Annotated in this window: 26 protein-coding genes; 16 read left to right on the top strand and 10 right to left on the bottom strand. The window is 40.6% G+C overall.

What is annotated here, in order from left to right; all coding sequences use genetic code 11:
* Nucleotides 1–118: 118 nt before the first annotated feature.
* From ACTWPM_RS02365 to ACTWPM_RS02340, 6 genes are all read left to right on the top strand, one after another.
* Complete coding sequence (locus ACTWPM_RS02365; RefSeq protein WP_443131460.1) at nt 119–466, top strand: VOC family protein; 348 nt, start codon at nt 119–121, stop codon at nt 464–466.
* A 56-nt stretch (nt 467–522) separates the two neighbouring features.
* Complete coding sequence (locus ACTWPM_RS02360; RefSeq protein ID WP_443131459.1) at nt 523–891, top strand: VOC family protein; 369 nt, start codon at nt 523–525, stop codon at nt 889–891.
* Nucleotides 892–1,349: 458 nt separating this feature from the next.
* Nucleotides 1,350–1,898 carry a flavodoxin family protein gene (locus tag ACTWPM_RS02355; RefSeq protein ID WP_443131458.1) on the top strand — a complete coding sequence of 183 codons (549 nt, stop codon included), beginning with the start codon at nt 1,350–1,352 and terminating at the stop codon, nt 1,896–1,898.
* A gap of 52 nt (nt 1,899–1,950) precedes the next feature.
* A complete protein-coding gene (locus ACTWPM_RS02350) occupies nt 1,951–2,160 on the top strand; it encodes a hypothetical protein (protein WP_443131457.1) in 210 nt (69 codons plus the stop codon).
* 547 nt (nt 2,161–2,707) lie between these two features.
* Nucleotides 2,708–3,526, top strand: coding sequence for an immunoglobulin-like domain-containing protein (locus ACTWPM_RS02345; RefSeq protein WP_443131456.1), 819 nt, complete (start codon nt 2,708–2,710; stop codon nt 3,524–3,526).
* A 595-nt stretch (nt 3,527–4,121) separates the two neighbouring features.
* On the top strand, nt 4,122–4,637 hold the full coding sequence (locus ACTWPM_RS02340) for a hypothetical protein (protein WP_443131455.1): 516 nt from the start codon (nt 4,122–4,124) through the stop codon (nt 4,635–4,637).
* Between the two features lie 74 nt (nt 4,638–4,711).
* On the opposite strand, the gene ACTWPM_RS02335 is transcribed toward ACTWPM_RS02340, so the two are convergent.
* The 3 genes from ACTWPM_RS02335 to ACTWPM_RS02325 all read right to left on the bottom strand — a co-directional run bounded on the left by ACTWPM_RS02335 (nt 4,712) and on the right by ACTWPM_RS02325 (nt 8,159).
* Nucleotides 4,712–5,581 carry a DMT family transporter gene (locus ACTWPM_RS02335; protein ID WP_443131454.1) on the bottom strand — a complete coding sequence of 290 codons (870 nt, stop codon included), beginning with the start codon at nt 5,579–5,581 and terminating at the stop codon, nt 4,712–4,714.
* Between the two features lie 208 nt (nt 5,582–5,789).
* Complete coding sequence (locus ACTWPM_RS02330; protein WP_443131453.1) at nt 5,790–6,095, bottom strand: DUF3243 domain-containing protein; 306 nt, start codon at nt 6,093–6,095, stop codon at nt 5,790–5,792.
* A 721-nt stretch (nt 6,096–6,816) separates the two neighbouring features.
* A protein-coding gene (locus ACTWPM_RS02325) for an IS3 family transposase (RefSeq protein ID WP_443131452.1) occupies nt 6,817–8,159 on the bottom strand; the annotation gives its coding sequence in 2 pieces (ribosomal slippage) (nt 6,817–7,706 and nt 7,706–8,159; 1,344 coding nt in all).
* A 445-nt stretch (nt 8,160–8,604) separates the two neighbouring features.
* Between ACTWPM_RS02325 and ACTWPM_RS02320 the strand changes: the two genes are divergently transcribed.
* Nucleotides 8,605–9,828: an IS110 family transposase gene (locus ACTWPM_RS02320; RefSeq protein WP_443131451.1), complete on the top strand. Its 1,224-nt coding sequence runs from the start codon at nt 8,605–8,607 to the stop codon at nt 9,826–9,828.
* A 301-nt stretch (nt 9,829–10,129) separates the two neighbouring features.
* Here the strand turns inward: ACTWPM_RS02320 and ACTWPM_RS02315 are convergent, their stop codons facing one another.
* From ACTWPM_RS02315 to ACTWPM_RS02300, 4 genes are read right to left on the bottom strand one after another with little or no spacing between them, the layout of a single operon-like run.
* A complete protein-coding gene (locus ACTWPM_RS02315) occupies nt 10,130–10,783 on the bottom strand; it encodes an ABC-2 transporter permease (RefSeq protein ID WP_443131450.1) in 654 nt (217 codons plus the stop codon).
* Complete coding sequence (locus ACTWPM_RS02310) at nt 10,780–11,631, bottom strand: ABC transporter ATP-binding protein (RefSeq protein WP_443131449.1); 852 nt, start codon at nt 11,629–11,631, stop codon at nt 10,780–10,782. Before ACTWPM_RS02310 ends, ACTWPM_RS02315 begins: the two co-directional genes overlap by 4 nt.
* Nucleotides 11,609–12,508 carry an ABC transporter ATP-binding protein gene (locus ACTWPM_RS02305; RefSeq protein ID WP_443131448.1) on the bottom strand — a complete coding sequence of 300 codons (900 nt, stop codon included), beginning with the start codon at nt 12,506–12,508 and terminating at the stop codon, nt 11,609–11,611. The genes ACTWPM_RS02310 and ACTWPM_RS02305 overlap by 23 nt, the downstream gene beginning before the upstream one ends.
* Nucleotides 12,508–12,885, bottom strand: a complete 378-nt coding sequence (locus tag ACTWPM_RS02300) for a GntR family transcriptional regulator (RefSeq protein ID WP_443131608.1) — start codon at nt 12,883–12,885, stop codon at nt 12,508–12,510. The genes ACTWPM_RS02305 and ACTWPM_RS02300 overlap by 1 nt, the downstream gene beginning before the upstream one ends.
* 224 nt (nt 12,886–13,109) lie before the next feature.
* On the opposite strand from ACTWPM_RS02300, the gene ACTWPM_RS02295 reads away from it, so the two are divergent.
* Both ACTWPM_RS02295 and ACTWPM_RS02290 read left to right on the top strand, forming a co-directional pair.
* Nucleotides 13,110–13,700: a hypothetical protein gene (locus ACTWPM_RS02295; RefSeq protein ID WP_443131447.1), complete on the top strand. Its 591-nt coding sequence runs from the start codon at nt 13,110–13,112 to the stop codon at nt 13,698–13,700.
* Between the two features lie 58 nt (nt 13,701–13,758).
* Nucleotides 13,759–13,971 carry a hypothetical protein gene (locus ACTWPM_RS02290; protein WP_443131446.1) on the top strand — a complete coding sequence of 71 codons (213 nt, stop codon included), beginning with the start codon at nt 13,759–13,761 and terminating at the stop codon, nt 13,969–13,971.
* 96 nt (nt 13,972–14,067) lie between these two features.
* Here ACTWPM_RS02290 and ACTWPM_RS02285 read toward each other — a convergent pair whose 3' ends face one another.
* Genes ACTWPM_RS02285 through ACTWPM_RS02275 form a run of 3 tightly spaced genes read right to left on the bottom strand, consistent with a single transcriptional unit; the run spans nt 14,068 to nt 15,343 of the window.
* Complete coding sequence (locus ACTWPM_RS02285; protein ID WP_443131445.1) at nt 14,068–14,508, bottom strand: RNA polymerase sigma factor; 441 nt, start codon at nt 14,506–14,508, stop codon at nt 14,068–14,070.
* Between the two features lie 11 nt (nt 14,509–14,519).
* Nucleotides 14,520–14,759: a helix-turn-helix domain-containing protein gene (locus ACTWPM_RS02280; RefSeq protein ID WP_443131444.1), complete on the bottom strand. Its 240-nt coding sequence runs from the start codon at nt 14,757–14,759 to the stop codon at nt 14,520–14,522.
* A gap of 11 nt (nt 14,760–14,770) precedes the next feature.
* On the bottom strand, nt 14,771–15,343 hold the full coding sequence (locus ACTWPM_RS02275) for a hypothetical protein (protein WP_443131443.1): 573 nt from the start codon (nt 15,341–15,343) through the stop codon (nt 14,771–14,773).
* A 209-nt stretch (nt 15,344–15,552) separates the two neighbouring features.
* On the opposite strand from ACTWPM_RS02275, the gene ACTWPM_RS02270 reads away from it, so the two are divergent.
* From ACTWPM_RS02270 to ACTWPM_RS02240, 7 genes are all read left to right on the top strand, one after another.
* Nucleotides 15,553–16,419 (top strand): alpha/beta hydrolase family protein, encoded by an 867-nt coding sequence (locus ACTWPM_RS02270; protein WP_443131442.1) that lies wholly within the window; start codon nt 15,553–15,555, stop codon nt 16,417–16,419.
* Nucleotides 16,420–16,566: 147 nt separating this feature from the next.
* Entirely contained in the window at nt 16,567–16,980 is a 414-nt protein-coding gene (locus ACTWPM_RS02265) for an RDD family protein (protein ID WP_443131441.1), read from the top strand.
* Nucleotides 16,981–17,064: 84 nt separating this feature from the next.
* Nucleotides 17,065–17,631 (top strand): SGNH/GDSL hydrolase family protein, encoded by a 567-nt coding sequence (locus ACTWPM_RS02260; protein WP_443131440.1) that lies wholly within the window; start codon nt 17,065–17,067, stop codon nt 17,629–17,631.
* A gap of 80 nt (nt 17,632–17,711) precedes the next feature.
* A complete protein-coding gene (locus ACTWPM_RS02255) occupies nt 17,712–17,981 on the top strand; it encodes a hypothetical protein (RefSeq protein ID WP_443131439.1) in 270 nt (89 codons plus the stop codon).
* Nucleotides 17,879–18,103, top strand: a complete 225-nt coding sequence (locus ACTWPM_RS02250) for an ASCH domain-containing protein (RefSeq protein WP_443131607.1) — start codon at nt 17,879–17,881, stop codon at nt 18,101–18,103. The genes ACTWPM_RS02255 and ACTWPM_RS02250 overlap by 103 nt, the downstream gene beginning before the upstream one ends.
* Nucleotides 18,104–18,978: 875 nt before the next feature.
* Nucleotides 18,979–19,491 carry a GNAT family N-acetyltransferase gene (locus ACTWPM_RS02245; RefSeq protein ID WP_443131438.1) on the top strand — a complete coding sequence of 171 codons (513 nt, stop codon included), beginning with the start codon at nt 18,979–18,981 and terminating at the stop codon, nt 19,489–19,491.
* A 106-nt stretch (nt 19,492–19,597) separates the two neighbouring features.
* The gene (locus ACTWPM_RS02240; protein ID WP_443131437.1) at nt 19,598–20,044 is read left to right on the top strand and encodes a hypothetical protein; all 447 of its coding nucleotides are present in this window, start codon (nt 19,598–19,600) and stop codon (nt 20,042–20,044) included.
* Nucleotides 20,045–20,077: the final 33 nt, after the last annotated feature.

Here is a 20,077-nt window from a genome sequence, read left to right as displayed (position 1 = left end):
GGACTGGGAAAGGAATCTAGACCCCTAAATTAGTCATCTGGGAATACATACATAAAAAATTTCAATAATCCGTGACTTATTCTCCAGCTATGAATAGTGAAAAGGAGATGCGTAAACCGTGAAAAATCAAATTAATAGTTGTTTTATTCACTTGGTGAACTTTGAAAGCACGAAGGAATGGTATAAAGATGTTTTAGATTTGGAGGTAGAAGATGAAGGGGAAGGTTTTCTGCAATTTAAAATGAATGGTCCATCGTTCATTCTATTACAGGCTCAAGTGGAAGAAATCACCCCTTTACCTTACGCCCCATTCCTTTTTGTGACTGATGATATCGAGTTAACCCAAAAGGAATTGAAAGAAAAGAAAGTGAAGGTCGAAGAGATTGAGAACTTTGGCGGTCAGATCTATGGATGTCACTTTTATGATCCAGAAGGCAATAGACTGCTCGCATGCATGACAGGGTAACTCTACTTGTATGTTTCAAGTAAAGGAGTATCGCGGAATGAATAGGAGGTTAGTAAGTGGAAAACAGTCCAGTTAATCATCATGTGAATACCGTGTTTATCCCTGTAAAAGATATTGAGAAAGCAAAAGAGTGGTATGAGAATGTATTAGGAATTGAAGGCGGAGAGATACAATTTGGTCATCTATTTGTAGCGGATATGAATGGAACGGATCTTGTGCTTGATGAGATGCCGATGTGGCGAGGGGAAAATGGGGAATTGCCCACTTTGAACGTGCCAGCTATTCAATTCAGTTCAAATGATATCCATACCTCATATCAATCTCTGAAAGAACAGGATGTGGAGCTTGTTTCGGAGATTATGCATGATCACTTTTTTGTTTTTAAAGATCCAGACGGAAATATGTTGATGGTTTGTCAGTGTTAAACGTTGCGAGTGTTGCATCGTTAGGGAATGATACAACACTCCTTTTTCAGAAATATATTATTTCTTTTATATTCAAACCTATTTAAAATTCAGCAAAAGTCGGCAGCTTCACATGAGGTTCGTTTAATTTTATATTCCCTCTTATCATTAATTGATCAGGGGATTCATTCTCCAATATTTTAAATGGAGTATTAAATTTATCAGGATTGAAAAATAGATGAATTTCATGAAAAGGTTCTGAATCCTTCTTAGATCTTGAGGTTCAAAAGCGTCTACATGTATCAAATCTTCACAATGGGAACCTTGGTGATTGTAATTCGTTACATAATAGAATTGTCCGAGAGTACGGAAACCATATTTTTTATAAAGGCCAGGGGCAGATGTCATTAAAAAGGACAAGTTGTAGTTCATAAAGAGTATGTTTCAAAAAAGTATAATAAATTGATGGGGTGGTTTAATTGAATATTGTCGTACTTTACGGAGGAACGCGTGAGGGAGGAAACACAGAACTTCTAACTGAAACTGTTATCGGAGATTTAACGGTCCACAGAATATTTTTAAAAGATTACCAGATGAATCATATTATTGATCAAAGACATGATGACAAAGGGTTTGATCAAGTAGAAGATGATTATGATCAAGTGGTTTCAAAGATGATCGATGCTGATGTACTGATTTTTGCTACGCCTATCTACTGGTACGGGATGTCCAGTGTTATGAAGACCTTTATTGATCGGTGGTCCCAAACAGCACGAGACGAAAAATTCCCTAACTTTAAAGAGTCAATGGCAAATAAGCCCGTGTATTTAATAGCTGCAGGAGGAGATGAACCGAGAATCAAGGGTCTGCCTCTTGTTCAGCAATTTAAATATATCTGTGAATTTATGAATTTAACATTCGTGGATTATATCTTAGGTGAAGGTGTAAAACCGTTAGACATTTTAAATGATGAGAAAGCGATAGAGTATGCGAAAGGAATAAATAAGGACTTGATCCATAGTAACTGAATTATTTCCAGGCTATAAAGACTATTAATAGTGCATGGAGAGGGGACTGCATGTGGGAAGCGGAAAAGCTTCAAAATTAGAAAGCTGGCGGGCGAAATATGGAGCACTTGCAGTAGCAATAGCTTGTCTGTGCAGTATGATCACCAGCTGGGGAGAAAATTGGATTCTTACGTGTATTTTAGGTTTAGGTACTGCTGTATGCGGGATGATCGGTTTCTTTGATATTCGTAAAGTCATAAAGGAAAAACTAGCGAGGGAATAATGGATTTTTTGCATGATTACAATGTGAAAATTTGAAGCTGAAATTAATTATCTATTTATCATTACTAATTAGGGATGCTTCGTAGTTGCTTTATTCTATATGAGGGGCCTTGGATATCTATTTCATCTATTATCCAATCACATTTCTTAAGTATTTTCTGGAGTAATCAAACGACTGGTTTACAAGGATCAAGGACTCCACTTTTATAAGTGGAGTCCTTGATCGGGTGAGACTTTTCCTACATGTTCTCACGAAATTGGTTAAAAACGTGAGAAAGTATTAATCAATATAAATTGTAATACAATACTGTCTAAGTGTAAACACGCTTTAAAGTATTAAAGAGGATTAAGTATTATTCATCTCTACCGTTACCTTTATTACATATTTCCTTATTCCAAAAGCTTCCACCTCAGGTCATCCATAAAATGGATGACCTGAGGTGGAAGCTTTTGGTTGTAACTTATCTTTGTGCTGGGACGTCTGATTGGATAGAACAGTGGTGCTTCATGTTATGTCATCACTTTACTATTTATTGAGGAGGATGAATATGAAAAAAGTGCTTTTTTTGTTCACTTTGCTGCTGTTCCTCGTCGGCTGTTCTTCTTTGGATCCAAGGGCTAGTTCCTCCGGCAGCATCCCAAGTCAGATAGGTGATTCAAGCTCTGGTTCGGAGCTGCCTGATTTCAAGGAATGGACAACTGAAAAAATTAATGAACAAACAGGATACGAGCCATACACAAACGAATTCTTTAAAGGTATTTATTTAACCACTACCTTTCATATGGTAGAACCAGGGAAAACTGTAGGAACACACGAGTCCTTTCCGAACCAGAAAATTCGTGTCCAGCTTGTAGAAAGAAAGCGGGACCTGGAGAAAATAAAAATGGTAGAAGAGAAAGTACTTACAGATGGAGAGAAACTAAGAGTTCAACTTCCTCAAAAAACGGACGTTCTTTACACTTACAGCCAAGAAGCGATAGGTGAGAATGATGAGGTACTGGATACGGATGTGGCCGTTTTTTACGTGCCACCAGAAGAATTTAATGCGCGCATGTACACTGGTAAAGATGTTTATCAAGAGGATGACTCGTTGGAAGTGAACGTAGAGAACTGGGGACCTACACTATTACAATTCGGGAAGCCGTATGTCTTGGAAAAGTATCACTCAGGGAGCTGGAGAAATGCATCAGGTTCTCAAGCATTTGAAGATATTGGTTACCGACTCGAACCTCAAAACACCTTTACCCAGCAAATAGATTTAGGATCATTCTCTTTAAGTTCAGGCCGGTATCGGGTGGTAAAAACATTTCATGCTGCACATACGGAGATTTCTGTACAATTAGCTACAGAGTTTGAAGTAGAGTAGTCGGATAAGAATAATTCTACCCGTAGTTCCAATCTCTAGCTCCACTGTTATGTAGAGTCCCATTGAAAAATAATAGGTTTTATTGTTTCCTTGAAAAGCATTTGACAATCCTTCCTGAAGTTTGTCATACTGTCATCAACAAAATACTGGTACCTTTAATTCAGTCCCGTGAGGCTGACAAGGACAGCGTTAAAAGAAAGATCCGTGGAAAACGTGGGCTCTCTCTTCATAACAGAGTCGTACCTTTTTCATGCAGGATCTTAAGGCTTCTTGTCGGACAAAAACGGCTGGAAGCTTTTTTATGTGCGATCTTTTTCGCTCCCGGTACTGGTGTCTTACTAAAAGATACTTGAGTAGTGGAATATGAAAACTACACATGGTGATTTTTTATTAACGGCGGTCTATCTGTCATGTGAGGTTCTTATCGGAAACGAAACCAGGTGAGACCACTCTTTATTTCAAGAAAAACAAAGTAGCGCAGAGAAGATTTTAAAAAGGCTCCTTCATATGAAAAGGTTTATTCAGTCTTTTCATATGAAGGAGCCTGACACAATTTTTAAAAGTTTTTATGGAAAATAAATGTAGGAGGGAAAACATGAGAGTTAAGTTTTTAATAATACTCATGGTATCTTTTTCGCTGTTTATGTTAACAGCGTGTTCGTATGATGAAGTAGAGATAAATTCAACGAAGGTATTTTACGGAGAGAGTGAAACTTGGGGCGCTACATTGTCTGTAAAACAGGTACAAAATAATGGGGATCATACGTTTAAAATAACTCAGATATCAAACCTTACTTATAAAGGGGATGCTCGGGATAAAGGCAAAGGAAACTCCACATCAGTTCAAGTTTCCATTGAAGGTGTATCTCCTGAAAGCGGGAGCAGCATCCGGCTTCAGGAATACAATACCTGGAGAAAAAGTAGCAATACCTCAAAAGAATATGGTTTAGAAGAGGATGAATTTGAAGTCGTAGTAACTTGGAATAATAAAGAAGAAACCTTCACCTTGTCGCATAAAAAGGAGAAGGCTTCGGAATTAAATCTTTATAATGCAGCTGAAGTCTACAAGGGGTTAAGTAAGCAACAAAATAATAGAGTCAATTCTTTTTAATTATTCCTTGTATATCATTTTCCATAACAGGCCCGGCAATATGCTGGGCCTGTTTTCTATATGGCTTAAAGTTTTTAGCCAGACTGCTTCACACTTAAGAATGTAATGGTTGCCAGGATAAGGACCATGCCCATAAGCTGAATAAACGTCAGGGTATCCCCAAGAATGGCTACACCAAATAAGGAAGCTGTGACGGGTTCGACCATAGCAACCATCGAAGCCGTGGAAGGAGCCGTCCGCCTGACACCGATCACATAGAACACGAAAGATATTCCAGCGCCCACGAGACCGAGCAAAATAAACCATCCTAAATCACCTGAAGTTAAAACAGAAGCGGCTTGGCTGCGATCAATGAATAGTAATAGAACGATACTAAAGGTCAAGAATGCGATGGTTAATACGGATTGTGGATTACCGTGCACGGAAGCATTTTTAAATCCGAAAATGAAAATGGCGTACGAAATACCGGCACCAAGTCCCGCGGCAGCACCTAGGAGCGTAACAGAAGAAGATCCGGCGTTATAGGCTCCTGTAAGTAACACAATTCCGATAAGGACCCCGACAATGCATCCCCATTTAACCCAGCTCGATCTTTCTATTCCCGTAATGAATGATACCAATAAGACAAAGACGGGGGCGGTGTACATTAAGGTAGCAGCTATAGCAATACTGGCAGCTTCTATACTTAGGAAATACAAGGTAAAGTTACCTGCTACCCCGAGTCCCGCAAGAATAGACCACAAATAAATTTTGGGAGAGGTCGGCCAGTTTTGTTTAGGATGAACAAGAAACCACAGCAAGACACAAACAAGGCCTACGGCTCCCCGGTAAAAAGAAATGACAGTAGGATTCCAGCCTTTGTTCATTAATATATCAGCAATTCCTCCGGTTATTCCCCAAAGGATGGCTGCTAGCATAACTAAAATGAAACCAAGATATTTCATATATAACCTCCGATTTACAAATATTATCAATATAGTTGTTGTCTCCTATGTATTCCATAAGAAACGATAAGCTAAACGTTATACTACAATTTTTTTAATAAGAGGAAGAAAGGAGCATTGGAAAATTCTTTTTGCTCATTCAGTCCCTTCTTTTTGCCCAAAAAAACCAGCTCTCTAAATTAGAGAGCTGGCTTCATTTTTTAATAATTTAGTTAGTTTGATCAGCAAGCTTAACAAGAACATGAGCCATGTGTTCACGTTCTTCTTTGTTGGCTACGCCCCATAGTTCGTTGAGAACTTTCTCTTCACGGTTGCGAGGCTCCTCATGCTTGGCAAGGTAATCCGCAACGCGTTTAGCTCCTTTAGAAAGACCTTCTGAGCCAAGTCCAAGTTTTTCACCTTTGTTAACTTGATCTCCTAGATAATCCTTAAACGATTCGAAGCTCTTCATAATGTCATCTTTCTTATCTTCACTCATCTGTGCTGCTGCATTTTTTGGATCTTTTTCAGCCATTGTAAAAATCCTCCTTTTTATTATTGTACAATACTGTTCCCTGGAAGGAGTTGTATAAACGTATATAGGTGTGCTCAATGTGCTCGACCTATGTTTAGGGGCTGAAATCTATGTTTTATCATGGACGATCAGGGAGGGATATTACGTTTAAAAAATAAAAGCTTCTTATTATGGTTCAATGTTTTCTTATATTTTGGCTCTGTTAAAGTTTATTGTTGCTTTTTCATAAGCGGCTTTTTACACAATAGGGCCGGATACTTGAAGACTCAGTTTCGAGATAAATCGTGGTCCGTTACTTAAAGGGTATAGGGTTGGTGGGGAAATAACTCGCTTTCCTATGGGGGAACGGTGAGCTTCCTCGCTCGTTTCACTCCCTGCGGGATCTCACCTAGTTCCTTCTCCCATGGGAGTCTCGCCATTTCCCCACCAACCCAGCCACGGGAGAATAACGGACCCTCTGAAAAGAGAGTATTCTATCCTCCTTATCCCGCCTGACTGCTTATATAACAGGCGATCCCGCACAGTTTCAAACTGAAAAAGTATATACGCCCATGTGATTATTTCTTCTCAATCGGGTGAAGGATGAAGCCGTTTCGAGTTTCTGATTCGGCCAGGTCCGGAGGGGAACGGGGAGACTCCTGTGGGATAACCATGATCGGTGAGACCCCGGAAAGCTTTAGCTGAACTGACCCCCTAAAATTGGACACGTTCCGTTAACTTATTACGCCGGTTCTTGAAACTGGGTTCGATAAGAAACGGGGCTCATTCTGAGCTTTGATTTGATGCGTTTATGGTTATAGTAATGGATGTATTCCTCTAACTTTTGTTTGAAATGATCCAGACTTTCAAATTCATCTAAATAAAGAAATTCCGACTTCATGATACCGAAAAAGTTTTCCATAACGGCGTTATCATGACAATTCCCTTTTCTGGACATGCTTTGGGTTACTTCATGGTCTTTCAATTTCTTTCGATAGGGAGCCATTTGGTAATGCCATCCCTGGTCGGAGTGCATATACAGTTCATCCGATGGATGAAGGTGTTCAAAGGCTTGGTCTAACATGTCATCTACCAAGGAATAGGTGGGTTTATAACCAATGGTGTATGTGATGATTTCTCCGTTGAATAGATCTAAGACAGGGGAAACATAAAGCTTTTGGCCAAACAGCTTAAACTCCGTAATGTCTGTAGCCCATTTCTGGTTCGGTTGATCTGCCTTGAAATTTCGATCTAAAATATTTGGAGCTGTTTCTCCAACTTTTCCTTTGTGAGAACTATATTTCTTCACTTTCACCGTAGACTGTAGCCCTAGCTCTCTCATAAGACGATAGACTTTTTTATGGTTCACTTCATGACCGCAATTACGAAGCTCATTTTCAATTCGGCGATAGCCATAACGGCCCTTATGTTCATGAAAAATGGAGGTGATAAGCTCCTTCCATGATTGGTCCTTTTCTGGTTCGTGTTGCTTTTCTTTCCAATGATAATAAGTGCTTCGCGGGATATCAGCTATTTCAGTCAGTTGTTTAACAGGAAATCGAACCCTTAACTCGTCGATTATTTGCGCTTTTTCTTCTTTTGAGATAATTGCTTTTTTTGAGCTAAGGTCTTCAACTTTTTTAAATATTCATTTTCCATTCGTAAGCGCTCATTCTCTTTCTTTAAGGCTTCAAACGAATCCATAGAATCTTGTGTCTTCTTATGAGACGTCATTTGGGTTGGCCCCTTTCTCGTGGATTCAAGGGCTTCTCTTCCACCTTCCAGCCACTTCTTGCGCCATCGGCGCACCATAGAAAAGTGGGGGATGTGGAACATAGCTGAAGCATCTCGAATCGAATAGTCTTCTTCCTCTATACATTGAATTACTTTCAGTTTAAAGGCAGCAGAATAGTTTGTATAGGGGAAGTCGAAGGCTTCTTCTCCATGATATTCGGTTAATTTCACCCAATAACGGATCGAAGAATTATCAACTCCCAATTGTTTTTCTAAGTCTCGGAAACTGACATTTTCCGTGAGATAACGGTGTACGGCCAAGTGTTTTTCTTGGGAAGTAAGTTTGGACATATGGTGGATCCCTCCTAGGTTTCGTGAGGTGTCCAACATTTGGGGGTCATTACATAGCTTGAGGAGGCTCAGCACATGCCCACGGAAAGCGAGTCGTTCCCCGCAGGACCTAACTCCCTCACTAGATATCTCGAAATTGAGTCTTCCAGTATCGGGAGCTTTACTTTTAAATCAACACGGAAGTTTAACAGAGACGTTCATGCTAATTTTTTCGCACCATGACATATGAAAATGGCTTCCAAACGGGTATTAGAAGAGTACAGTCAGCGACTTCTACCAAAGGTCGAGAAGGCGTGATGTCTTAGAACTCGTAACAGAGACGGATCTTCGGAAGCAAGTGTACCATGGATTGTCGCTCTCTTCGGAGAAGCACGTAGGGTAGATTACACGTAACGTTTCCGAAAGGAGTAGCTGGCTGTAACTTTCCAAAAGGAGGCGGGCCCTTATGCACATAATAAGTGATCGTGTATGTGGGATGGATGTGCACAAGAAGAGTATCACTGCATGTCTTTTGCTTTCTGATCAGAAGGAACTTCGTACCTTCGGCACCATGAGAGATGACTTGCTTGCCCTGTCTGATTGGATCCGGGAGAATGGCTGTACCCATGTGGCGATGGAAAGTACAGGTGTCTACTGGAAGCCCATTTATAATCTGTTAGAACTGGAAGCGAATTTATCGGTTTATGTCGTGAATGCCCAACATATTAAACAAGTTCCAGGAAGAAAAACCGACGTTAAGGATGCAGAATGGATTGCCGAGCTATTGAAACATGGGTTACTGAAGCCGAGCTTTATCCCAAATCGAGAACAGCGGGAATTACGAGAGCTCGTAAGATACCGTCGCAGTCTAATTGATGAGAGATCCAGGGAAGCCAACCGAATCCAAAAAGTATTGGAAGGGGCCAATATTAAAATGGGGGCTGTAGCTACCGATGTGTTAGGAGTTTCGGGACGGCTGATCCTTCGCGATCTCATTAGTGGAAATACCAATGCAAAAGTACTGGCTCAACATTCAAAAGGAAACCTCCGTAAGAAGATCCCTCTCTTAGAACGTTCTTTGGAAGGCCTAGTAGGTCCGCACCAGCGTAAGATGCTTAAAACACAACTAGACCATATTGAATTCTTGGAAAAACAGATCGAAGATCTTTCTCAAGAAATTGACACCCGCATGGCCCCTTTTGAAGAAGATATCGCTCTTTTAGATTCCATCCCTGGAATCGGGCGATCAACCGCCCAACATCTGATGGCAGAACTAGGATCGGACATGGGGCGATATGGAGGCGCAGACCGCCTAACTTCATGGGCCGGTATGGCCCCAGGACAAAACGAAAGCGCAGGTAAAAAACGAAATACACGTACACGAGATGGAAATAAATATCTTCGTCACGCTTTAGTAGAAGCAGCTACGAGTGCCACTCGTAAAAAAGGTACGTATTTGCATGCCAAATACCAAAGACTTAAATCCCGCCGCGGACCTAAAAAGGCGAGAGTAGCCATTGCCCGGAGATTACTTGTGATTGTTTATCACCTATTAACGAAAAGAGAAATGTACAAAGAACGAGGGGCAAACCAGTATAATCAACAAGCATTAGAAGCAAAAAAACAGAAAGCCATTAAGAGTCTTCAGCGCTTAGGTTTTGTAGTCGACTTATCGCCACAGTCGGCTTAGATAAATGATGACGTAAATACAAAGATAAGTGTTGAAATAAATAACAAAGGGATTCAGGGATTTTTTAAAAAGCAAGAAGATCCCCTTTATTTAGTGCGGCCTTAAAGCGGTAGTTATTTTCAGGGTAGTCTATATATTAAAGCTAATTAGTTCATGGAGCTTCGTGGGTTTAGTTTGTATGTTTAGTTAAATATCCGTCCCTAGAAATTGGTGGTTCTTTTTTGTCGTAATATCCTCGCAAAATCTTTTAGATTCTAACCATAAAACCAGGAAAGGAGTGAATCTCGCATTGGTTAACTTATTAAAACTCTTTCCGTTTATAAATTTGGATAGAAATCATATAGGAGAGAACGAACAATAGCAATGTAATGACCATAAAGCTCAGCGAAAAGAGAAGGTCCGAATTAAATCCCTGGAATGCCTGAATAGGCATAATTAAGAATTCAAATAGGGAAGCGCTTAAGAAATACAATCCCAGCCCTGCACCTGCACTAATGCCTGCCACCAATTCTGCTTTTTCCGTGCCCAGAGCGTAGGTTAAAGGGTAAGCGGTAAAACCCATGGTGAAGGTTATCCCGATGATACTCATTAACGAATGCCCATATGCGTTTCCTGGCGGCTGCCCTCCTATAAATAGAGCAAGGGCATAACCGATACAAGCGATCAACAAGCCCGTGATCGTGAGCAGGATGAAGAAGATATAATGGCTTTGCACCACATTTTGTCGCTTAACCGGCAGAGTTAATACATATTGATTCCACCCTGATTTGGCTTCGCGTTTCAGGACTTCAAGTGAAGAGGATGCCATTAAAATTATGGGCAGAAAGGCTGCCAGACGTTGAACTTTAGAGTTGTCGAAAAAAATCAGGATCGTGGTTAGCAAGAGGGCAAGAGGAATGTAATTTATAATCGTCTTTTCTACGGTATAATATTGATTTAACAATAATCCTTTCATTCTTTTTCCCCCTTCATTAAGAGCAGTGCAATGTCATCTATGGAAAAGGGTTTATCCTTCATAGCAGAAGCGATATGCTGTGTCTTTGATACAAGGGCTTCAAGTTTATCCCCGTTTTTAAGGAAAGCGGCAGATTCCTTTTGAACATGCTCAAATTGAGCTGGATCGCATTGGATAATCGCATAACGTTGAAAAAGGTCCTCTTTATCTACACTGAGCAAAACCTTTCCCTCTTTCATAAAAATTAGCCGGTCTGCGACTTTTTCAATATCGCTTGTAATATGAGATGAAAGCAGGATGCTTCGCTGCTGATCAGCTACAAAGTCTCTCAAGACTTCCAGCATATCGTTTCTTCCTTCAGGATCAAGACCTGCTGTTGCCTCATCCAGGAGTAACAACTTGGCATCATGACTCAAAGCGACACACATAGATAGTTTCATAGACATACCGCGTGAAAAGTGACCGATGCTCTTTTTTCTAGGAAGGGAAAAGAAATCCACGTAATGATAGAACTTGCCCTGATCCCAACGGGTGTAAATGTTTTGGAACACTTTTTCAATCTTTTCGACTGTAACATCCGGCAGCTTAACAGTATCAAACACAACACCAATCTCATCCTTCATATGTACGTCACGATTGGTTAGTTCTTTTCCACAAAATTTAATGGTCCCGCTGTCCTTAGGGCGTGTTCCTAAAATCGCATTCATCGTTGTCGACTTCCCAGCACCATTGCCTCCGATAAAGCCGCAAATGGAACCATAAGGAATCGAAAACGTAACATCGTGCAGTCCAAAATCAGAATCAGTATAGGTTTTTCTTAGTTTTTCAACTTCTAATAGAGTTGTCACTTTGATAGGCCTCCTTATTCGTAAATTCTTGCACGGTATAAACCATAATTTCCTCCAGAGTAGCGGGTTCAATAACCGCATAATCCTTCATTAAGCGTCTTGCCGGTTCGCCTTTTTGTGTTAGTCCTTCAAATCCAACGGTCGTTTCACGTATGTTAATAAAGAGCTGACGGATGTCTCTGTCCAGCAGTTCGTTGGGGCCGCGAACCATATGATACTGCTCCATCAGCGTCTCCTTATCTTCACTGAAGACAATTTTTCCATTATGTATAAATGTAATGTAGTCCGCGATTTGTTCCAGGTCCGTTGTGATATGAGTGGAGAAGAAGACAGACTTTCTGCCGTCCTGTACTACTTCTGAAAGGATATCCAGTATATCTCTGCGGCTTACAGGGTCCAGTCCTGAGGTGGGCTCATCTAAAATGATTAGTTCAGCGTGATGGGATAATGCAATGGCAATGGACAGCTTCGTGGCCATTCCCTTCGACAATTGCCCAATCTTAAGCTTCCAAGGAAGTCCAAGTCGTTTCATATAATGGTGAAATACCTCGTCATCCCAATTCTTGTAAAAAGGTGAGATAATTCGCTTCATTTTCTCAATGGTTACATGTTCATACATTTGATGTTCTGCATAAACAAAACCGATTCGCTGTTTTAATTCTTTCATGTGCCTGGCGTAATCTTTTCCAAACACTTGTATTGTCCCTGAATCCGGTTGGAGGAGGTCGAGCATGCATTTAATGGTTGTCGTTTTGCCAGATCCATTCGGGCCGATAAATCCTGTAATAAAGCCTTTTTTTACTGAAAAGGAGACGTCTTTTAACGCAAATTCTTTATATGCTTTGCTTACGTGACTCAGTGTTATGGTGTCTTCCACTACTCTTCCTCCTCATAAAGCATCGTGACAAGATCATGGAGTTGCTGCAGGGAAATATTCAAGTTCTTGCTCTCATTTACAATTTCTCCCATCCTTACTTCCACTTCTTTTATTCGCTTTTCCTTAATCAGATCCTGATTCTGCCCAGCTACGAAAGATCCTTTTCCTACAAATGAAGTGATAAAGCCCTCCGATTCCAGTTCCTCATAGGCACGTTTGGTCGTTATCACACTGATACGGAGGTCCTGAGCCAGGCGGCGCATAGATGGCAGGGCTTCTCCCGCCTCCATGTCGTTACGCAAAATGCTTTGCTTTATTTGATTTTTTATTTGCGAATAAATTGGTTCCTGAGAAGAATTTGAAATATTGATATTTATACTCATGGTTACCTCGCTACATTCTGAACTTTGTATATATTGTATATATATTATATACACAATGTCAATATTAATATTGCTGAAAAATTATGCTGAGCGTTAAGGGGGGATTTGTTGGATTGGAATTTATTCCTTTTAAATGGAAATGAAACCTATTATTGTAAATATCGTATAATGAAAAAGATAGACAGTAGGAGGAATTTATTATTTTTAAGACTATATTTTTGAAATCTTTCCTGTTTGCGTGTGCCCTATTTTTAGTGGCGGGCTGCTCAAATTCTGAATCAAGCGATGAAAAGCAGACGACTGTCTCTTCACAAGAGAGTGTAGACAGTTCAAATACTGATGGGGAACAGACCCGTGAAAACTCCCCTTCCGAAGGTGACAAGAAAGGCGCAGAGACCGTCCGCATTTTCCTGGAAAAGGAGCTTAGTGGACCGAGTGATGAATTAAAAAGGTCGCTCGATGGAAACGGAAAATCGTTAACTACTTATGTAGATGAAAATTATAAGTCTCTCTTTCAAGAAGACAACTTTGAAACGTTTATTACTCAAAATTATGTACTGATGTGGCTGCCAAGCGCTCATGGAAACGACTATCAAATAGAAGCGAAAGAGGTTCAAATTGAAAAAGTAGATGATTTAGAAAAAGATGTATATCGCTTCGAAGTTGAAGTGGAATGGAGGAAAGGCGGAGAGTCAGGGACAGGAAATGTTACTGGAAGGGTTAATACGAACGACCAAGGTAAGATTTCGGCAATTCGTCAAATCGAAGATAGCGGCTTACCAGACAGAATAAGTTTGATACCACAATAGGGGCAAGTCAATTAGAAAAATATGTACTTTTACACGCTTGAAAAGAAGGAGGAGCGGGATGAAAGAAAATTTAACATATGCCTGGATTGCTTCGTGGTTTGCTTTAGTGGGACAGCTGATCTTTTTTCTTGGCGTATCACTTTTTACCGGTGAATGGCGTTATATAATGTGGAGTTTACTAGTGAGTATGGTGGCAGGGGTTCCGAGTATGATCTGGACTTCCTTCGCTCAGAAACAAGCAGACCAGAGGAAGAAAGAGATCGGAAGTTGATTATCTAATTATATTGCAGGGAGCGAAAAAGGTGGTTATTTCATAAAATAATCACCTTTTTTGATGACTCCACTCTTCTCTAATGAATTACACTCATTAGATCTGTTCGTATGCAGCATTTAATACTTCCTGCACATCCTCTGTCGAAAGCGAGCAAGTATGCTTTAACACGAGTATGACTCGATCTCTCATCGGTAAGTCCATCAATGCCTCATATAACAACTCACGTTCTTTAAATAACGGTATATCTTTGGTATCTGCATGCCCATCTTTTAGGTATGGCTCTGCCTGTTTTCCATGTTTCATATACCCCTCAGCAAGATGCACAACTTTTACGTACAGAGGGAGATGACTTTGGTGAAGAGTTCGGTGATCCCCCCTTTGTTGGCAGACTTGAAGAAAAGCACTTGTGGAAATTTCTTCAGCGGCCGATGCATTTCCTACTAAGAGAAGACTGAACTCAAACACACTATTTTTGTGGGATTCAATATAATCATTTATTCTTTTTCTTTTTGTTACAGGCCAAGCCAATTTCATAGAACCCCCACCTACTCTTCCATGGATTGATCAGTTTTATCGTTTGGTTCATCATCTATATACTCCATTAAGTCGCCGGGCTGACAGTCCAGTGCTTTACACAAAGCGTCCAGAGTGGAAAAGCGGACGGCTTTCCCTTTTTCATTCTTTAAGATGGATAAATTGGCAGGCGTAACCCCTACTAACTCCGATAATTTATTGAGTGAAATTTTTCTTTGAGCCATGACGACATCCAGATTAATTCGTATCATATTAAACCGCCTTAAATGGTTTGTTTGTTTTCTTCAACGGCATGAACGGCCGTTTTTAAAGCACTTGCAATAATGATCAGGATGATGCCTCCAATAAGGGTATCTATGAAAAACCAGCTGGAATATTGGACAGAGGCATTCGTTATCTCTAATTCATCTACGGCTTTTGAGGTAAGCAACTCGCTTGTATAGGTAAACCCTGTACCTAAAATGCCAATGGTAAGGCCTAATCGTGTCAGAATGGATACATTTTTATAAGTGAACAGGCCTTCCTGATAGACTGTATTTAAAAACTTATACATTAACCATAGGAATACAGCAGCAAAGAGAAGCGTCGTTAATTCACTCAAGATAGATAACTGGAGAAAGGACGTTTTCTCATAAAGAGCGGGTTTGTCTTCGAAATTCAAGACTAAGTAAGAGTAAATGGGGTCGAAGGAACCCAGAGAATTCGTAAAAGCGCTGTTTGGGAAGTACAGGTAACCGATATGGCTAGCTATTGCAAACAGACCGATCAGTGATACGAAATAAAAAAGAGTTATACACAGGATCGAGCCGAGCTTGTAAAACAGATTTAAATTCATAGTAATTTCCCCTTATGTAAGAATATGTATTGGTTTTCTGTAACCCAGTATAAGACAGAGACGCTTATAAAGCAACAAAATTTTATTGATAATCGATAAATATTTATTGAATGAATGATGAACTTAAAGAAAGTCCCTATTAGATGAAACGATTTTTGTATGGTTTCGTATCTATTTAAGAAGGGTTCTTCTAAGTGAGGGGGAGTAAAATGAAGAAGCTGTTATTTATCTTTTTTATCTTACTGCTTGTCGGATGTGAAGCAGACAGCCAAGATATCATTTTAAGTAAGGAAAAGATTGAGGTTCCAGACACTAAGCATTCTGAAGCTACAGAAACCTACAGGATTACCTATTTAAGTGATGGACTTGAAGTCACAGGGTTTATGGTCAGACCCAAAGAGATAGAAAAAGAACTTCCTCTATTGATCTTTAACCGGGGCGGGAATCAGGAATATGGAAAGATTGATGAGAAGATACTTTCTACATACTTATCATTCTGGGCGAAGAAAGGGTATGTAGTGCTAGCTTCCCAATATCGTGGAAATGATGGCGGGGAAGGCAAGGAAGAGTTCGGAGGAGCGGATGTGAATGATGTCCTGAATCTCGCTAAGGCAGCTGAAGAACTCCCAAATGTTGATGGAGAGAATAAGGTTATGCTTGGATTATCCAGAGGAGGAATGATGACATTTCTGGCTATAAAAGAAGGAGTAGATATTAAAGCGGCTGCCGTCGTAGGAGGGATTACGGATCTATTTAACTTTTATGAGGAAAGAATTGTCGTGCGGGGAATGTTAGACGAACTCGTTGGGGATCCAGAGGAAAATAGGGAGGCTTTTGAAAAACGTTCCGCTGTGTACTGGCCGGAGAAGCTTGATGTGCCTCTTCTGATTATGCATGGAGAAAACGATTGGAGAGTGCCCGTTGGACAGGCAAGAGAATTAAACCGCAAGCTCTCGCGAGAAAATGCCGATTATGAATATGTGGAATATGAGGACGGAGAGCATGGTCTGAACAGATATATCGTGGAGTACACCGACAAAACAGACCACTGGTTTCAGCAGCACATCAATGAATGAAATGATTATCCATAATATGGATGACCTGAGGTGGAAAGTTTTGGGTTTGAATCTATGGATTGAATTTTGAGGATTCCGGTATGAAACTTTTTCTAACTCGGAATGGTTAGTACAAAGTGTCCATTAAAATTTGAGGAGGAACAAGACATGCAAAGAGTGACAAAAAAGAGAGCCGCTGCGTTCGCGATAGACTTTGCGCTCTCAACAGTCGTAACCTTTAGTGTAGAAAAGCTGCTTCGGAAGAAAGTGAAAAATGAAGCGGTCCATGCTTTAATTACACCAACTATGGTTATGTGGTCTCTGGAGTATGCCCAGTTAAAAACTTGCGGCTCGACCATTGGGTATCAAGCCCTGGGATTAAAGCTTGAGAATGAAGCAGGAGGAAGGCCGACGTCCAAGCAAATTGTGAAGCGAATGGCTTATCGTGATTTCATAAGCGGTTTGGACTATTTGAGAGACCGGAAAGGATTTGAATTAGAAGTCGGTACCCTCATGCCGCATGACCGTTATTCTGGAACGAGCGTGAAAGAAACGGAATGTTCGTGCAAACCTTGTAAGTAAAAGGAGCCCGTTATTAATAAAATCATTAGATCGGATGTTCATGTATCAACGCTGCCTATAGCTTACAGGACAAGGAGGGAGTTTATGAAAAAACTGGTGTGTTTTGGAGACAGTCTGACAGCGAGGAACGAAGGTTTTGATCAACCTATGCTTACCACGAAACTCGCCAAGCAATTCAATCAGTATGAAGTTATCAATGCAGGTGTATCAGGCGATAACACTGTGGACGGTTTATCAAGAATGGAGCGGGACGTGATGGTACATGAACCAGATGGAGTCACCGTCTTTTTCGGTGCGAATGACGCTGCTTTTCATAAAACGGTGCCTATAGAACTTTACAAAAAGAATCTGTTTAAAATTGTGGAGCGGATTAGCCCTGAAAGAACGATCCTAATTTCACCCGCTCCTGTAGATGAAAAGGTACAAATGGCAAGAACAAATGCCGTCTTATATCAGTACGCCTTCGCAGCCAAACAAGTGGCTGAAGATACAGGATGCCATTTCATAGATTTCTATCATCAGATGATTTCGTTAGAAGATTATCCGGATAAATTGCGCGGTATAAAGGATGATGGTCTTCATTTTGGCGAAGAAGGCTATGACTTTCTTGTGCAGTTATTGACTGAAAAGATAAAGAGTATCCGTCTTTAACGTTCTCAACTAGTAAATAATAGGTAGATCGCAAAGCAATGTGAGTTATTCAAGAAAGTACTAAGGAGGGTTGCTTTTCAATGGCGAAAGGTTCTATCACTCAAATGTGGGAAGAGTATCCTCGTTTAAATCCCCATGTACCAGACGATTACGAAGCCTGGGCTTTTGGTGATTCCAATGAAATGGCTAATCAACTGGCCGATTTAGTTGTAGAAGGTAAAAAACAGCCACATCGTCGAACTATACAATATATGAATGGGAAAACAAAGCCTTACCGCCCAAGGGGCTGCCCAATATTATTCTTAATGGCGATGGAGAAGCAGTGGCCATCATGGAAACCATTGCCGTAAAGGTTGTTCCATTTGATGTAGTTGCGGAAGAACATGCCTTCTTGGAAGGGGAGGGAGACCGCACATTAAGGTATTGGCGGGACGTTCACGAGACTTTCTTCCGAAAAAACTGGAAGAGATAAATAAAGAATTTCATTATAAAATTCCGGTGGTATGTGAAAGGTTAAAACTTCTTTATAAGAAGTAAGAAAAGTGAATATGAACTGCACTATGGCGTAATCCCAACACGGACTCACGCCTTTAAATTACAAGAAAGTTGAGTTCAACATATAATTTTGAAATAATTGGTAAATAACCTTAAATTTTAGGCTCTGTTAAACTTCCGTGTTGATCTTAAGGGTAAGCTCCCGATACTGTAAGACTCAGTTTTGAGACTTTTGTGAGAATTAGGTCCTCCGGGGGACGATTTCGCTTCCGGCCCTGCACGACGCAGGGTCGTTCGACGTTGCCACAGGTGGCGATCTTAGCCGCACATCCCTTGTGGTAAGCTTCCTCGGGCTTAACAGCCCTGCGGGAGCTTACCGATCATGTTCATCCCACAGGAGTCTGCATCGTCCCCCTCCGTACCTTGCGATATATGGAGCTCGAAATCTTGTTCGTAACGCCCGGTATATGATGGAGATAAACTTCTAACAATGAGCGTATGCAGTGGATAATTCCCGCTATATAAGCGTTTGAGAGGGCGAAGCACCTTCTAACGCTTATAAAAGGGTCCGTTCGTTTTTCAAACATAGGCTGGCGAAGGAAACGACGAGACTCCCACGGGAGAAGGAGCTAGGCGAGACCCCACAGGGAGTGAAGCGACCGAGGAGGCTTGCCAGTTCCCCCGTAGGAAAGCGAGTTGTTTCCGTAGCCAGCCCCTCTCTTTATTAGCAACGGCCCCAGAATATCTCGAATTCGTGTCTTACACTAAACGGCCCTATTGTGTAAGAAGCCTCTTATGAAAAACCACCAATAAACTTTAGCAAAACCAATTTTTAAAAGAGGAATGATAAGGATGAAAGTAAGAAGGGCAGCTGAAGCGGATGCACAGGGCGTGGCAAGAGTTCAAGTCGATAGCTGGCTCTCCACTTACAAAAATATAATTCCTGAAGAATATCTATCAAGCATGACCTATGAGAGCCGGACTCAAAAGTGGAAAAAAATCATTACAAAACAGACTGTTTATGTGGCCGAAAATCACGAACGAAAAATCATAGGATTCTCTCATGGCGGTCAGGAAAGGTCGGGGAACTACCCGGATTATGAAGGTGAACTTTATGCATTGTACCTATTAAAAGAGGATCAAAGAAAAGGATTAGGAAAACGGCTGCTAGAGCCAATTATTCAGGAGTTAAACACCCTGAATATTCGTTCTATGCTTGTTTTGGTATTAGAGGATAACCCTAACCGGTTCTTCTATGAAAAACTAAGAGCGGAAAGAGTAGATACTGTCGAGATTAAAGTATCTGGAAGAACTTTGAATGAAGTGGTATATGGCTGGAAAGATACTAGGAGTCTATTAAAATAACCTTTTATATTACGAATCGTTTATTAATAGTGTCTTTAGCTTCAGGAATTTATATGTTAGGAATTCCAATTATAAAGAAATAAGCTTATGAATGAGGAGGCGGACCATGAGCGAAGAGAAATTAAATAAAATCAGAAGATTTCTCCTTTACACAGCTTTTGTAATGACAGCCTTCGTCCTTTCCTACGTGGTGGCTTATCAGATTGGTTATTCGCCGCTCGGATATGAAGTTATCGAGAAGAAGGAAGGAGCCGTCCTCGTTCAATCTCATAATATTTTGGGATTGAAAGCAGAGAACATAAACTTTAATCCAGAACAGGACAACGATTGGCACATCGACATGCTGGTAGAGCGGGTGGGTCAACTGAAGGAGGATTACTTCTTATTTTTCGCATCAATCTTTGCAGTCCCTGTGTTGATTATCAAAGAATTGTACAAAGGAAAACAAAAGAAGGGAGTATTATTCGCTGTACTACTAATTATGATCTTCCCAGTAATAACGTTAATGACAAGCTTGAATGAAATTGAGAGTATCTTAGCAGGCACTTATTAATGGAAAATACTTCATTAGGACAAGAGAGGTGTG

Origin of the sequence: Halobacillus sp. K22, assembly GCF_052246795.1 — a bacterium.
Taxonomy (GTDB): domain Bacteria; phylum Bacillota; class Bacilli; order Bacillales; family Halobacillaceae; genus Halobacillus.
Note: the sequence above shows the minus strand (reverse complement) of the source record. Positions and strands in the feature narration are given on the sequence as shown.